Here is a 14,369-nt window from a genome sequence, read left to right on the forward strand (position 1 = left end):
CTGTCGACCGGGATCCCTATAATGGGCCCGCCTTCGCTACCCATGAGCAAGGTATAACTTATTGATGCTACGGAATATTACAATGAAAAATATCAGCAAGTCCCTGCTCGCGGCTGCCATTTCCCTCGGATTGATGGCAGGCTGTAACAGCCAGAATGACTCCGAGACCCCGACGCCCATGGTTCGCTTCGCTACTTTCAACCTCTCCTTCGATCGCACCGCCGCCGGCATGCTCGCCGGTGAACTGGCCCTGAGCCGCACCGAGCAGGATGCCCTGCTGGCCCGTCTCGCCGACGGCACCTTGAGCGGCGCCGAGAAGACCAAGGCCCTCGACGTGCAGCAGATCCGCAACATCGCCGAGATAGTGCAGCGCACCCGGCCGGACGTGTTCCTGCTCAACGAATTCGACAATGACGGCAAGGGCAGCGACACCACGGACCTCAAAGCCTTCAACGACAACTACCTGGCCCACGCCCAGCACGACGAGGTGAAGGCCATCAGCTACCCGGTGCTGCAGAACTTCGCCACCAACACCGGCCTGATGAGCGGCCATGACCTCAACCTGGACGGCAAGGTCAACAACGGGCCGGACGACGCCTGGGGCTTTGGCAACTATCACGGCCAGTACGCCTTCGCCGTGATGTCCAAGTACCCCATCGATACCCAGCAGATCCGCACCTTCCAGAAATTCAAGTGGAAGGATATGCCGGGCGAAACGAACCCCGTCATCGACGACTGCAACAATGCCAAGGCGCCGATCCCGGCCAGCCGCCAGTGCGGCGATGCCTGGTATGACGACGCCGCCTGGCAGGCCTTCCCGCTCTCGTCCAAGAACCACGCCGACGTGCCGGTGCGCATCAAGCGCGGCAACAAGGAGGAGGTGATCCACTTCCTCATCTCCCACCCGACTCCGCCCATCTTCGGCAACGCGGCGCGCCACAACGTCAAGCACAACCGGGCCGAAGTCGCCTTCTGGCAGGATTACGTGGAGACCGCCAGCTACATGGTGGATGACGCCGGCAAGGCCGGTGGCCTGCCCGCGGGTGCCAAGTTCGTCATCGCCGGCGATCTCAACGCCGATCCCCAGATTGGCGATGGCGACCTGACCGCCATTCAGGACCTGCACAACCATGTGCTGGTCAATCAGGCCGTCACCAACGGCGCCCTGATCCCGGTCAGCCAGGGCGGCCCCGAGTGCCTCGCCAGCCAGCCGGATCAGTGCAAGCGCAACAACAACCGTCCCACCCCGGAGCGCATCACCAGCAGCAGCGGCCTGCAGCTCGACCACGTGCTGCCCTCCGCCAACCTGAACGCGGTCGCCTCCGGCGTGTTCTGGCCGGCCAGCTTCGAACCTGGCTACCACCTGGTGTATGACGCCAAGCTGGGCATCGCCAAGGGAGTCAGCTCGGATCACCGCCTGGTGTGGGTCGACTTCAAACTCGGCTGATCACGCCAGACAGACCAAGGGGGCCTGCGGGCCCCCTTGTGCTTTTGTGGCCTCCGACGAAATTCAAAGAGGCCACTGACCCCGGATATCCTCTGCTCTGCAGCCTCATCGCGCCCATATGCCACCCGCTCGGCACCATGGCGCCTGTCGCAGGACCACCAGTGCCGGGCCTCTCTTTGGTCAAAAAACGGTCTCATCAGGGTACATGGCGAGTCGATCACAGAACCCGACGCCGGATCGGGCTAGAATGGGGGCTTCCGTCAGCCGGCCGGGGCCGGTGACCTCTTCGCGCTTTCACTTATCGAGGACACGCTTCATGGAACTGCTTCTTCTCAGCAACGGCAAAGCCACCGAATGCCCAGGCCTGCTCGGTTGGGCCCGGGATCGGGTGCAGACCCTGCTCGCCCGCAAACAGGTCAAACGCATCCTGCTGATCCCCTACGCGGTGATCCGCAGCGACTGGGATGCCCGTGCCCTGGAGCTCAGCGAGAGCCTGGGAGTGGAGGCCATCAGCATCCACCAGTTCGACGATCCGGTGGACGCCATCCAGCAGGCGGAGGCCATCTTCATCAGCGGCGGCAACACCTGGCGCCTCAACCAGCTGCTGCACGAAAACGGCCTGGTGGTGCCCATCCAGCGCGCCGTGCGCGAGCGGGGCGTGCCCTATGTGGGCTGGAGCGCCGGTTGCAACGTGGCGACCCCGAGCATTCGCACCACCAACGACATGCCGGTCTGCAGCGCCGCCGTGCTGCCGGCACTGGGGCTGTTCCCGCTGCAGATCAACCCCCACTACCTGGACGCCAGCATCAGCGGCCACATGGGGGAGACCCGCGACGAGCGCCTGGCCGAGTTCTGCGCCATCAACCCGAGCGAACACGTGGTGGCCCTGCGCGAGGCGAGCCTGCTGCAGGTAAGTGGTGAGCAGATCGAGTACTGGAGCGCCCGCGGCGAAGGCTTCAAGATCTTCAAGCACGCCGAGACCACCCAGGAGTTCAGCACGGTGGCGCCGCTGGCCGAGCTGACGCCGTTTCGCCCCCGCGGCTGAATGGCACTGACCGGCGGATAATTCGACAGGGGCGCAGGATGTCGCCCCTTTTTCGCAATGAAGGGAGGATGAGATGAAGAGCAGGAGTGAACACGACAGCTTCGGCGAGATAGCCGTACCGGCCGACCGGCTGTGGGGAGCCCAGACCCAGCGCTCCCTGCAGCACTTCGATATCTCCGGCGAGCGCCAGCCGATGGCGCTGATCCACGCGCTGGCCCGCATCAAGTCGGCCTGTGCCCGGGTCAATCACGCCAAGGGGCTGCTGCCCGCCCGCACGGCGCAGGCCATCATGAGCGCCGCCGACGAGATCCTGTGCGGCCAGCATGATGAGGAGTTCCCGCTGCGGGTATGGCAGACCGGCTCCGGCACCCAGACCAACATGAACCTCAACGAGGTGCTGGCCAACCGGGCCAGCGAGCTGCTCGGCGGCCCCCGCGGCGAGGAGCGGCTGGTGCACCCCAACGACGAGGTGAACAAGAGCCAGTCCAGCAACGACGTCTTCCCGAGCGCCATGAACCTGGCAGCCGTCACCACCCTCACCCGGCAACTGCTGCCCGCCCTGGCCACCCTGAGCGCTACCTTGGCCGACAAGGCGGCAGCCTTCGACGACATCGTCAAGATAGGCCGCACCCATCTGCAGGATGCCACCCCGCTCACTCTGGGGCAGGAGTTCTCCGGCTGGGTGGCCCAGCTCGAGCAGGGGGAGCGCCATATCCGCGCCGCCCTGCCCCATCTGTGCGAGCTGGCGCTGGGAGGCACAGCCGTCGGCACCGGCCTCAACACCCCGCCCGGCTTTGCCGATGCGGTGGCCGCCACCCTGGCCGAGCAGACCGGCCTGCCGCTGGTGAGCGCCCCCAACAAGTTCGAGGCGCTGGCCGCCAGCGACGCCCTGGTCCATGGCCACGGCGCCCTCAAGACGCTGGCAGCCTCCCTCATGAAGATCGCCAACGACGTGCGCTGGCTGGCGAGCGGCCCCCGCAGCGGGCTCGGCGAGCTGCTCATCCCGGAGAACGAGCCCGGCTCCTCCATCATGCCAGGCAAGGTCAACCCGACCCAGTGCGAGGCCCTCACCATGCTGTGCGCCCAGGTGATGGGCAACGACGTGGCCATCAACATCGGCGGCGCCAGCGGCAACTTCGAGCTCAACGTGTTCCGGCCGATGATCGCCCACAACTTCCTGCAAAGCGTGCGGCTGCTGGCGGACGGCATGCAGAGCTTCCACGATCACTGCGCGGTCGGCATCAGCCCGAACCAGCCCCGCATCGACGAGTTGCTGGCCCGCTCCCTGATGCTGGTAACGGCGCTCAACCCTCATATCGGCTATGACAAGGCGGCAGAGATCGCCAAGCAGGCCCACCATGAGGGGCTCAGCCTGCGGGAGGCGGCCATCGCCTCCGGTCACCTCACGGCGCAGCAGTTCGATGCCTGGGTGGTGCCGGCCGACATGGTGGGCCGGCGCGGCAGCTGAAGCTCCCTGGCGGAAGACACGAGATAAAAAAGAAGCCGGGCTGCGCCGGCTTCTTTTTATCGACAAATCAGGATTTGGTAAGCTTGCTGAGTGCATCCAGCTCGCGCTGGGCGGCCAGCAATTTGGTCTGGGCCTCTTCCAGCTTGGCCTGCTTCTTGGCGATCTTGTCGGGCTTGCCCGTCACCCGGGCGTTCTGCAGCTCGACTAACCGCTCGTTGACCTGCTCCTTGAGCTCGGCCACCCGCTGCTGCTGCTCCTTGAACAGGCCCGCATCGGTGCAATGGGTCTCGATATTGCGCAGGGCCCGCTCCAGCCCGGCCACCTGGTCCCCGTTGTCGTGCGCCTTGGCAATGGCCAGCTGCTCCTTGACGGCCTGCTGGCGCGACTTGCAACCGACAGCCTCGCTGCCATAGGCCTGACCGGCCAACAGCAGCATGCTCATTCCGATAACCTTCCACATAACGACCTCGTTCCCCTGTCATGTTTGATGGCCGCCTATCAGACCGTACTCGGCCGGCCGGGTCAAGGCGCGGGCAAACCGCTACGACAGAGTTTGTGCGACGTCACGCCAATGGTGGGCTGCTGGGTCTACAATGGCGACTTTCATGAGGAGTCTGTTATGAATCAAGATATTGTCATCATCGCCAACGGCGCCCCCTATGGCAGCGAATCCCTGTTCAATGCCCTGCGCCTGGCCATCGCCCTGGGCGAACAGGGCGGTACCAGCCTGAAACTGTTTCTGATGTCCGATGCCGTCAGCGCCGCCCTGGCGGGCCAGGCCCCGGCCGAGGGCTACAACCTGCGCCAGATGCTGGAAATCCTGCTGGCCCAGGGGGTCACCATCCGCCTTTGCAAGACTTGTACCGATGCCCGCGGCATCACGGCACTGCCGCTCATCGAGGGGATCGAGATCGGCACCCTGCCGCTGCTGGCCCAGTGGACCCTGGCCGCCCACAAGGTGCTCACCTTCTAGCACAAGGCAAAAATGGGCGCAGAGTTGATCTGTCACAACCCTGCGCCATTTGAAAACCTGCTCCAGACTGTTACTGTCTACACTGTCAATTACATAACAATGTGTGCGCCTTTATTTTTGCTCGGGAAACTGTCATGAACCCAACCGAACAGACGCTGCTGGAGCAGATGCGGATCACAGAGTTCGAAATCGCCCATCGCAAGGAGCTGCTGCTGCTGGACGAGCAGGATTTCCTCCTGCTCGCCAGCTATCGTCCCAAGATCGAGCCCCACATAGACGCCCTGGTCGACAAGTTCTACACCCTGCAGACCGGGATCACCGAGATTGCCCTGCTGATCGGCGACGCCGACACCCTGACCCGGCTGCGGGCGGCCCAGCGCCGCTACATTCTCGACCTGTTCAGCGGCCTGTATGACCTGGAGTACGTCAACAACCGGCTGCGCATCGGGCTGGTGCACAAGCGGATCGGGGTGGAACCCAAGCTCTACCTGGCCGCCATCAACACCCTGAAAGGGCTGCTCATCGAGGATATCTTCACCCAGATCCCCAGCGAGCAGGAGCGGGTCACCATGCTCACCGCCCTCGACAAGCTGTTCCTGTTCGACATCACCCTGGTGTTTGAGACCTATATCCGCAGCCTGGTGTCGGAAATAGAGTCCTCCAAGGAGAAATCCGAACTTTACGCCAAGGCGCTGGAGGAGAAGGTACGCGAACGCACCCAGCAGCTGGAGGAGATGAGCCGGACCGATGCCCTCACCGGCCTGCTCAGCGTGCGCCATCTGCAGGAGAACCTCACCCGCACCCTGCGCACCTGCCAGCGTCGCTCCGAGCCTGTGGTCATCGCCTACCTCGACATCAATGACTTCAAGCAGATCAACGACACTCAGGGCCATCAGCGCGGGGACGAGATCCTGCGCATCGTCGGCGACTGCATTCGCCAGGTGTCGCGGGTGGAAGATAGCTGCTTCCGATACGGCGGGGATGAATTCTGCCTGATCCTGCCCAACTGCAACGAGGATCAGGCCAGGGACGTCTTCCTACCCCGTCTCAACAAGACACTGGCCGAACGGACCGGTGACGTGACCCTCAGCATAGGGCTGGTGCAGACCGGGCCGGTGCAGTTCGACGAGGGCAACAGCCTGATCCGGCTGGCGGACGAGCGCATGTATGCCGCCAAGAAGGCGATGAAACAGGTCGCCCAGAAAGGTACTCACTGACCCGGGTTGGCCCGGGCCAGCTCGGGGCGCGGAATGCGGGCGCCCCACTCATAGAGCAGGAAGGTCAGCAGGCAGAGCAGCGCCATCAATACATAGAGCAGCTGCCCGTTCCACTGGGCAAGGATCCAGCCTCCCAGCAAGGCGCCGATGGCGCCACCTAGCCCGGCCAGCGCGCCGGCCCCGAAGTAGCTCCCCTTCAGATGCGGGGGCGACATCTGATCGATCAGCACGTTGAGCAGCGGGAACAGTATGGTCTCCCCCACGCTCAGCATCAGCACGGCGCCGATCCAGTGCGACCACTGCTGAGGCTCCCCCAGCGCAAACAGCACCTGAGCCCCCAGAAACAGGGTGATGCCGACCTGCAGGCGCACCTTGCCCGGCCAGCGGGCCAGCAGATGCAGCAGAGGAAACTGCAGCAGCACCACGGTCAGGGCATTGGTGGCCACCAGGATGGCGATGAGGCTCGCCACCTCCGGTGCCCCGGCCCGGGTCAAGTACTGCACCAGCGGTGAGTGGAACTGGGAATAGACCAGGTTCATCAGCAGGTTGGCCAGCACCAGCAGCAAGAAGCCCCGATCCCGCCACAGCACCTTGATGGCCACCCGCAGGCCCAGCTCGTTGCCACGGGTCACCGCAACCCTGCTTTGACCAAATCCCCAGAGGAAGACAGCCCCCAGCAGCAGATAGCTGCCACTGAGCAGCAGGAAGGTCTGCTGCTGGGCATTGATGCCCAGGGTCACCCCCAGCAAGGGGCCGAGGGCCGCCCCCAGGTTGAGCAGAAAGTAACGCAGGTGCAGCGCCAGCTCACGGGCCTTGGCCGAAGCCAGGCTGTCGGCCATCAACGCCTTGCCGGGCGCATCGATGAGACCGGAGGAGAGGCCGCTGCCGAGCACCCCGAGCCCGAGCCAGAATACAGAGTGGGAAAAGCCGAGCAGGCCGTAGCAGAGTACTGAGACCAGGCAGCCCGCCAGCAGGATGTTGCGCCGCCCCAGCTTGTCGGAGAGCCAGCCACCATAGAAGCTGACCAGGGTGGAGATGGCCGCGGTCGCCCCCAGCATGGCGCCGATGGCGGTCGCCGAGAGACCATACTCCCGATAGAGCAAGATGGAGAGAAACGGCCAGACCATGTAATAGCTGGTGCGCACCATGAAGGTGCCCAGGATCACGGTCCAGACCAGGGGAGGAAACTGCCTGAGGAGGGCCCACGACATCACACTGCTCCTTGTTGCCCGTCGCGCGAGAAGCCTTTCGTTATAACAAGGGGCCTCAAGAGAGACAACATCAGGCAGTAAATATAAAAAAAGCCGACCCTGAGGTCGGCTTTTTCAGCAAGCAGAGGCTTATTCGGCAGCCGGCTCTTCGACGGCAACGGCAGCCGGAGCGGCGGCAGCTTCGGTCGGGGCGTTCGCTTCCTTGATGGAGAGACGCACGCGGCCCTGACGGTCCACTTCCAGTACCTTCACCTTCACCACGTCACCGATCTTCAGGTAGTCGGCCACGTTCTGCACGCGCGCATCGGTGATCTGGGAGATGTGTACCAGACCGTCTTTGCCCGGCAGGATGTTGACGAAGGCGCCGAAGTCGGCCAGACGGACGACCTTGCCTTCGTAGATGCGGTTCACTTCGATCTCGGCGGTAATGGCCTCGATGCGGCGGATCGCTTCCTTGGCGGCGTCACCGTCAACGGCGGCGATGCGGACGGTACCGTCATCATCCAGCTCGATGTTGGTGCCGGTCTCTTCGGTCAGGGCGCGGATCACGGAACCCCCCTTGCCGATGACGTCCTTGATCTTCTCCGGGTTGATCTTGATGGTGTGGATGCGCGGGGCGAAATCGGAGATCTCGGCACGCGGCGCCTGGATGGCTTCGTCCATCACTTTCAGGATGTGCAGGCGAGCACCACGAGCTTGCTTCAGGGCAATCTCCATGATCTCTTTGGTGATGCCTTCGATTTTGATGTCCATCTGCAGGGCGGTCACACCTTCGGTGGTACCGGCAACCTTGAAGTCCATGTCGCCCAGGTGATCTTCGTCACCCAGGATGTCGGACAGCACGACGAAACCTTCTTCTTCCTTCACCAGACCCATGGCGATACCGGCGACGGAGGCCTTGATCGGCACACCGGCGTCCATCAGCGCCAGGGAGGAACCACAGACAGAGGCCATGGAGGAGGAGCCGTTGGATTCGGTGATTTCAGACACCACGCGCACCACGTACGGGAACTCGTCGGCGCTCGGCATCACGGCGGCAACGCCGCGCTTGGCCAGACGACCGTGACCGATTTCACGACGTTTCGGGCTACCCATCATGCCAGTCTCACCGACGCAGTATGGCGGGAAGTTGTAGTGCAGCATGAAGCGATCGGCGCGGTTGCCGGTCAGCTCGTCAATGTTCTGGGCGTCACGCTCGGTACCCAGGGTCGCAACGACCATGGCTTGGGTTTCACCGCGGGTGAACAGGGCGGAGCCGTGGGCACGCGGCAGTACGCCGGTGGCGACGGACAGGGCGCGGATCATCTCAGGATCGCGACCATCGATACGCGGCTCGCCACGAACGACGCGACCACGGACGATGCGGCTTTCCAGGCTGTGGAACTCTTCGCCGATCTTCTTGGCATCTTCTTCCACGCCGGAAGCGATGACTTGTTCAACCACACGAGCCTTGATGGCACCGATGGTTTCGTAACGCACGGCCTTCTCGGTGATGCGGTAGGCTTCACCCAGCTCGGCAGTCGCCAGCTCGGCAACCTTGGCTTTCAGCGCTTCGTTGACGGCAGGCGCAGTCCAGTTCCACGGCTTGGTGCCGACGTCGGCAGCGAATTCGTTGATGGCGTTGATAACGGCCTGCATCTGCTCGTGACCAAAGACCACGGCACCCAGCATCACCTCTTCGGAGAGGATGGCCGCTTCGGATTCCACCATCAGCACGGCGTTGGCGGTACCGGCAACCACCAGGTCCAGATCGCTCTGGGGCAGTTCGGTAGTGGTCGGGTTCAGCACGTACTGACCGTTCATGTAACCCACGCGGGCTGCACCGATAGGGCCGCCGAACGGGATGCCGGAGATGGCCAGCGCCGCGGAGGCACCGATCATGGCAACGATGTCAGGAGAGACGGCCGGGTTCACGGACATGACGGTGGCAACCACCTGAACCTCATTGAGGAAGCCTTCCGGGAACAGCGGACGAATAGGACGGTCGATCAGACGGGAGATCAGGGTCTCGCCTTCGCTCGGGCGACCTTCACGACGGAAGAAACCACCCGGGATACGACCAGCAGCATAGGTACGCTCCTGGTAGTTGACGGTCAGCGGGAAGAAATCACGGCCGTGATCGGCCTCTTTCTTGCCAACAACGGTCACAAATACGCAGGTATCGTCCATGCTGACCATGACGGCCGCAGTGGCTTGACGGGCCATCACACCGGTTTCCAGAGTGACGGTGTGTTGACCGTACTGGAATGACTTTACAATAGGATTCACGTGAATTTCCTTTTTACAATTTGGCGCTTTAAATTCGCGTGCAAGTATACTTGATTCGATGCAAAAGGTAAGCAGTGACACAAATTCTGTGAGGGCGGCAACAGCCTGACGCGCAATAAAAAAGGGGAACCCGGAGGTTCCCCTTTTTCGCGAAATCTGATGGTCGATTAACGACGCAGACCCAGCTTGGCGATCAGAGCAGCGTAACGCTGAACGTCTTTACGCTTCAGGTAGTCCAGCAGCTTACGACGCTGGGAAACCATGCGCAGCAGACCGCGACGACCGTGGTGATCCTTGGAGTGCTCCTTGAAGTGACCTTGCAGATGGTTGATCTGGGCAGTCAGCAGGGCAACTTGCACTTCGGGGGAGCCAGTGTCGTTGGCGCAACGAGCGTTGTCAGCAACGATTTGAGCTTTGATCTCAGCATTTAGAGACATGGTAATACTCCAGTAGAGTGTTTAAAGGTTCACAGCCAATCTCTAATTCAGCCGTGAAATGAGGGCGGTATCATAATCGTCCCCGCCCCTTTTCGCAACGATAAAGACGCGCAACGGGCAAGCAACCTGATACCGCCGGAGGATCACTCCTCGTCGTGGTAGCGCACCAGACGCTTGGGCGCCACGCGTCCCTCGTCGTCGATCTCGCCAACCCCGATGAATTCGCGCTCCGGGCCGACCGTCATGCGGACCTGGCCGCTCTGCGGGCTGCCTGCCACCTGCACGGCCTGGCCCTGGTTCACATAGGCGGCCACGGCAGCCAACATGTTCACCTCGGGCAGGGAAGCCACCGCGGTATCCATCGGCAGCAGCAGGGGATCCAGCTGCTCGCGCGGCGGAATGCTCTCGGCCTTGGCCTGCTCGAAGATGCACTCGAGCTGCTCCAGGGTAAGCATCCGCTCATAGGGGTAGCTGGCCACCTGGGTACGGCGCAGCTGGGTGACGTGGGCGCCACAGCCCAGCACTTCCCCCAGATCGTCCACCAGGGAGCGAATGTAGGTACCCTTGCTGCAGTGCACCTCAAGTCGCACCTCATCCCCTTCAAAGCTCAGCAGTTTGAGCTCGAACACCGTGATGGGACGGGCTTCACGCTCGATCTCGATGCCTTCACGGGCATATTCGTAGAGCGGACGGCCGTTGTGCTTGAGGGCGGAGTACATGGACGGCACCTGCATGATGGGGCCGCGGAACTCGTCCAGCGCCTCGATCAGGGTACCCACGGCCACGTTCACCGGACGGGTGGAGACCACCTCGCCATCGGAGTCGCTGGTGTTGGTGCGCTCGCCCAGCTTGGCGGTCACCTCATAGCGCTTGTCCGCCTCCAGCAGATACTGGGAGAACTTGGTGGCCTCGCCGAGGCAGATCGGCAGCATGCCGGTTGCCAGCGGATCCAGGGCGCCGGTGTGACCAGCCTTGGCGGCGTTGTAAATCCGTTTGACCTTCTGCAACACATCGTTGGAGGTCAGGCCGGTCGGCTTGTCCAGCAGCAGGATACCGTGTACGTCACGGCCCTTGAAACGACGTCTACGAGACATCTCAGGCTTTATCCTCAGTAGTGTCATCCGGTGCGGCTTCGTCTTCTTCACGACCGGATTCGGCCATGCGACGCTTGTCTTCGCGGATGGTGTTGGTCACCAGGTTGGAGAGGCGCATCCCCTCAACCAGGGTCTGATCATAGAAGAAGCGCAACTCGGGCACCACGCGCAAGCGCATGGCGCTGCCCAGCAGGCTGCGGATGTAGCCGGCGGCTTCGGTCAGCGCCTTGAGCCCTTCCTTGATGCGCTCGGCATCATTTTCCAGCTGCAAGAAGGTGACATACACCTTGGCGTAATTGAGGTCACGGGACACTTCCACATCGGAAACGGTCACCATGCCGATGCGCGGGTCTTTTACCTCGCGCTGCAGAATGAGCGCGATTTCGCGCTGGATCTGCTGTCCGACCCGACGGGTCCGGCTAAATTCTCTGGCCATATTCTATCCTGCGATAAAAGGGGGCCGCGGCCCCCTATTTAATCTGACTCTTGGCTTACAGAGTCCGTTGGATTTCAACGGTCTCGTAAACTTCGATCTGGTCGCCTTCGCGTACGTCGTTGTAGTTCTTGACCGCGATACCACACTCGTAGCCATTCTTGACTTCGTTGACGTCATCCTTGAAGCGACGCAGGGATTCCAGCTCGCCTTCATAGATAACCACGTTGTCGCGCAGAACGCGAATGCGGTTGGAACGCTTGACCACACCTTCGGTAACCATACAGCCGGCAACGGCGCCGAACTTCGGTGACTTGAAGACGCTGCGCACTTCGGCCAGACCGATGATTTCCTGACGGTACTCGGGGGCCAGCATGCCGCTCATGGCCTGCTTCACTTCGTCGATCAAGTCATAGATGACGGAGTAGTAACGCAGATCCAGGCTCTCGGCATCGATGACCTTGCGAGCAGAAGCATCGGCACGGACGTTGAAGCCCACCAGGATGGCGCTGGACGCGGCCGCCAGAGTGGCGTCGGTCTCGGTGATACCACCCACGCCGGAACCGACGATCTTCACCTTCACTTCGTCGGTGGAGAGCTTGACCAGCGCATCGCAGATCGCTTCCACGGAACCCTGTACGTCGGCCTTGATCACCACGTTCACTTCGGACACTTCGCCTTCGGTCATGTTGGCGAACATGTTCTCCAGCTTGGCCTTCTGCTGGCGAGCCAGCTTGACTTCGCGGAACTTGCCCTGACGATAGAGCGCCACTTCACGGGCTTTCTTCTCGTCACGCACAACGGTGGCTTCGTCACCGGCAGAGGGAACGCCGGACAGGCCGAGGATTTCCACCGGCAGGGACGGACCCGCTTCCTTGATCTCGCGACCCAGTTCGTCACGCATGGCGCGCACACGGCCGTATTCGAGACCACACAGCACGATGTCGCCCTGACGCAGGGTACCTTCCTGTACCAGCACGGTGGCAACCGGACCACGGCCCTTGTCGAGGAAGGACTCGATCACGACGCCGTTGGCCATGCCGTCAACCACGGCTTTCAGCTCCAGTACTTCAGCCTGGATCAGAATGGCTTCCAGCAGGTCGTCGATGCCTTCGCCAGACTTGGCGGAGACGTGCACGAACTGGCAGTCACCACCCCAGTCTTCGGACATGACGTTGTAGCGGGCCAGCTCGGTCTTGACGCGATCCGGATCCGCTTCCGGCTTGTCGATCTTGTTGACCGCAACAACCAGCGGCACACCGGCAGCCTTGGCGTGCTGGATGGCTTCGATGGTCTGCGGCATCACGCCGTCGTCTGCTGCAACGACCAGCACCACGATGTCGGTGGCCTTGGCACCACGAGCACGCATGGAGGTAAACGCCGCGTGACCCGGGGTATCCAGGAAGGTGATCATGCCGCTGTCGGTCTGTACGTGGTACGCACCGATGTGCTGGGTAATACCACCGGCCTCACCGGCAGCCACCTTGGCTTTACGGATGTAGTCCAGCAGCGAGGTCTTGCCGTGGTCAACGTGACCCATGATGGTCACGACCGGCGCGCGCGGCTTGGCTTCGGAGGTCTCGTCACGATCGGACAGCACCGCCTCTTCCAGCTCGTTCTCACGACGCAGCACCACCTTGTGACCCATCTCCTCGGCGACCAGCTGAGCGGTCTCCTGGTCGATCACCTGGTTGATGGTGGCCATGGCACCCATCTTCATCATCACCTTGATGACTTCAACACCCTTGACAGCCATCTTGTTGGCGAGCTCTGCCACTGTGATGGTCTCGCCGATGATGACGTCACGGTTGACGGCGGCAGCCGGCTTGTTGAAGCCGTGCTTCATCGCGTTCGGGGTAGCCACCTTGCCACGCTTGCCCTTGCGAGCGCGCGGGTCACGGGAGTTGCGGTCGTTGCGATCGTCGTCGCGGCGACCGGCCTTCTTCGGCCCCTTGGCAGCAGCAGCGGTGCGGCGGCTGGTCTCTTCCTTGCGATCCAGTTCATCTTCAGCAGCCTGGGCGTGCTTGGAGGTGGTCACATGGTAATCGCTGCTCTCTTTGGCGCGAGCGGCTTCTTCTTCAGCCCAGCGGGCTGCGTTCTGTTCCGCCATGACGCGAGCCTCTTCGGCTTTCTTGGCGGCGAGTTCTTCAGCCTTTTGCAAAGCTGTTTGTTCCTGTTGGCGCTTCAGTTCTTCTGCTTCGCGCTTGGCCATCTTTTCTGCCTCTTGCTGAGCTGTGCTACTGGCTGCTTTGGCGGGCTGTTGAGCCTGTCGAGCCTTTTGTTGTGCCTCGATCCGCGCCTTTTCCTCAGCTTCACGACGAGCCTGCTCAGCCTCACGGCGAGCCTTCTCTTCAGCATCGAGACGAGCCTTCTCTTCGGCTTCGCGACGAGCTTTTTCTTCTGCTTCCAAACGCGCTTTTTCCTCGGCTTCCGCCTGACGCTGTTCATCTTCCAGCGCCGAGCGTCTTACATAGGTGCGAGACTTGCGCACTTCTACCTGCACTTCCTTGTTCTTACCGCCAGTCCCCTGAACACTGATGGTGCTCTTGGTCTTGCGCTGCAAGGTCATGCGGGCAGGTGCGGCGACCTCGTCACCTCCATGCTGTTTCTTCAGGTGAGTCAGTAGAGTCTGTTTCTCAGACTCGCTGACCATGTCGTCGGCCTTGCTCTTGCTGATACCGGCATCGACAAACTGCTGGAGAAGACGATCAACCGGTGTGTCGATGTCAGTGGCAAGTTGTTTGACTGATACTTCTGCCATTCATTTTCCTCCGTT

General features: G+C 62.1%; 12 protein-coding genes. 5 read left to right on the forward strand and 7 right to left on the reverse strand.

Going from position 1 to position 14,369, the window contains the following annotated elements:
• Window positions 1-82 precede the first annotated feature (82 nt).
• The 3 genes from AB5Y81_RS16395 to fumC all read left to right on the forward strand — a co-directional run bounded on the left by AB5Y81_RS16395 (window position 83) and on the right by fumC (window position 3,960).
• Window positions 83-1,447, forward strand: coding sequence for an endonuclease/exonuclease/phosphatase family protein (locus AB5Y81_RS16395; RefSeq protein ID WP_279485385.1), 1,365 nt, complete (start codon window positions 83-85; stop codon window positions 1,445-1,447).
• A gap of 316 nt (window positions 1,448-1,763) precedes the next feature.
• Window positions 1,764-2,492, forward strand: coding sequence for a dipeptidase PepE (pepE, locus tag AB5Y81_RS16400; RefSeq protein ID WP_279485384.1), 729 nt, complete (start codon window positions 1,764-1,766; stop codon window positions 2,490-2,492).
• Between the two features lie 73 nt (window positions 2,493-2,565).
• Window positions 2,566-3,960, forward strand: a complete 1,395-nt coding sequence (gene fumC / locus AB5Y81_RS16405) for a class II fumarate hydratase (RefSeq protein ID WP_279485383.1) — start codon at window positions 2,566-2,568, stop codon at window positions 3,958-3,960.
• A gap of 67 nt (window positions 3,961-4,027) precedes the next feature.
• On the opposite strand, the gene AB5Y81_RS16410 is transcribed toward fumC, so the two are convergent.
• Window positions 4,028-4,402, reverse strand: coding sequence for a DUF1090 domain-containing protein (locus tag AB5Y81_RS16410; protein WP_211028835.1), 375 nt, complete (start codon window positions 4,400-4,402; stop codon window positions 4,028-4,030).
• Between the two features lie 177 nt (window positions 4,403-4,579).
• On the opposite strand from AB5Y81_RS16410, the gene AB5Y81_RS16415 reads away from it, so the two are divergent.
• Both AB5Y81_RS16415 and AB5Y81_RS16420 read left to right on the forward strand, forming a co-directional pair.
• Complete coding sequence (locus tag AB5Y81_RS16415) at window positions 4,580-4,933, forward strand: DsrE/DsrF/TusD sulfur relay family protein (RefSeq protein WP_211028834.1); 354 nt, start codon at window positions 4,580-4,582, stop codon at window positions 4,931-4,933.
• Window positions 4,934-5,067: 134 nt separating this feature from the next.
• Entirely contained in the window at window positions 5,068-6,150 is a 1,083-nt protein-coding gene (locus AB5Y81_RS16420; RefSeq protein ID WP_010633118.1) for a protoglobin domain-containing protein, read from the forward strand.
• On the opposite strand, the gene AB5Y81_RS16425 is transcribed toward AB5Y81_RS16420, so the two are convergent.
• From AB5Y81_RS16425 to infB, 6 genes are all read right to left on the reverse strand, one after another.
• Window positions 6,144-7,361 carry an MFS transporter gene (locus tag AB5Y81_RS16425; protein WP_279485382.1) on the reverse strand — a complete coding sequence of 406 codons (1,218 nt, stop codon included), beginning with the start codon at window positions 7,359-7,361 and terminating at the stop codon, window positions 6,144-6,146. The two genes, AB5Y81_RS16420 and AB5Y81_RS16425, sit on opposite strands and share 7 nt — an antisense overlap.
• A gap of 129 nt (window positions 7,362-7,490) precedes the next feature.
• The gene (pnp, locus tag AB5Y81_RS16430; RefSeq protein WP_005298164.1) at window positions 7,491-9,629 is read right to left on the reverse strand and encodes a polyribonucleotide nucleotidyltransferase; all 2,139 of its coding nucleotides are present in this window, start codon (window positions 9,627-9,629) and stop codon (window positions 7,491-7,493) included.
• A 167-nt stretch (window positions 9,630-9,796) separates the two neighbouring features.
• Window positions 9,797-10,066 carry a 30S ribosomal protein S15 gene (gene rpsO, locus AB5Y81_RS16435; protein ID WP_005298162.1) on the reverse strand — a complete coding sequence of 90 codons (270 nt, stop codon included), beginning with the start codon at window positions 10,064-10,066 and terminating at the stop codon, window positions 9,797-9,799.
• Window positions 10,067-10,209: 143 nt separating this feature from the next.
• The gene (gene truB, locus AB5Y81_RS16440) at window positions 10,210-11,160 is read right to left on the reverse strand and encodes a tRNA pseudouridine(55) synthase TruB (RefSeq protein WP_026141377.1); all 951 of its coding nucleotides are present in this window, start codon (window positions 11,158-11,160) and stop codon (window positions 10,210-10,212) included.
• Window position 11,161: 1 nt separating this feature from the next.
• The gene (gene rbfA / locus AB5Y81_RS16445) at window positions 11,162-11,596 is read right to left on the reverse strand and encodes a 30S ribosome-binding factor RbfA (protein WP_005298154.1); all 435 of its coding nucleotides are present in this window, start codon (window positions 11,594-11,596) and stop codon (window positions 11,162-11,164) included.
• 55 nt (window positions 11,597-11,651) lie between these two features.
• A complete protein-coding gene (infB, locus tag AB5Y81_RS16450; protein ID WP_005298153.1) occupies window positions 11,652-14,354 on the reverse strand; it encodes a translation initiation factor IF-2 in 2,703 nt (900 codons plus the stop codon).
• Window positions 14,355-14,369: the final 15 nt, after the last annotated feature.

It is taken from the genome of Aeromonas sp. s2, assembly GCF_040907935.1.
Lineage (GTDB): Bacteria > Pseudomonadota > Gammaproteobacteria > Enterobacterales > Aeromonadaceae > Aeromonas > Aeromonas dhakensis.

What these genes read in the sequence shown, in the direction of transcription:
- AB5Y81_RS16395 (WP_279485385.1), top strand. Translation starts at nt 83, where the DNA reads ATGAAAAATATCAGCAAGTCCCTGCTCGCGGCTGCCATTTCCCTCGGA.
- pepE (WP_279485384.1), top strand. Translation starts at nt 1,764, where the DNA reads ATGGAACTGCTTCTTCTCAGCAACGGCAAAGCCACCGAATGCCCAGGC.
- fumC (WP_279485383.1), top strand. Translation starts at nt 2,566, where the DNA reads ATGAAGAGCAGGAGTGAACACGACAGCTTCGGCGAGATAGCCGTACCG.
- AB5Y81_RS16410 (WP_211028835.1), bottom strand. Translation starts at nt 4,402, where the DNA reads ATGAGCATGCTGCTGTTGGCCGGTCAGGCCTATGGCAGCGAGGCTGTC.
- AB5Y81_RS16415 (WP_211028834.1), top strand. Translation starts at nt 4,580, where the DNA reads ATGAATCAAGATATTGTCATCATCGCCAACGGCGCCCCCTATGGCAGC.
- AB5Y81_RS16420 (WP_010633118.1), top strand. Translation starts at nt 5,068, where the DNA reads ATGAACCCAACCGAACAGACGCTGCTGGAGCAGATGCGGATCACAGAG.
- AB5Y81_RS16425 (WP_279485382.1), bottom strand. Translation starts at nt 7,361, where the DNA reads ATGTCGTGGGCCCTCCTCAGGCAGTTTCCTCCCCTGGTCTGGACCGTG.
- rpsO (WP_005298162.1), bottom strand. Translation starts at nt 10,066, where the DNA reads ATGTCTCTAAATGCTGAGATCAAAGCTCAAATCGTTGCTGACAACGCT.
- truB (WP_026141377.1), bottom strand. Translation starts at nt 11,160, where the DNA reads ATGTCTCGTAGACGTCGTTTCAAGGGCCGTGACGTACACGGTATCCTG.
- rbfA (WP_005298154.1), bottom strand. Translation starts at nt 11,596, where the DNA reads ATGGCCAGAGAATTTAGCCGGACCCGTCGGGTCGGACAGCAGATCCAG.
- infB (WP_005298153.1), bottom strand. Translation starts at nt 14,354, where the DNA reads ATGGCAGAAGTATCAGTCAAACAACTTGCCACTGACATCGACACACCG.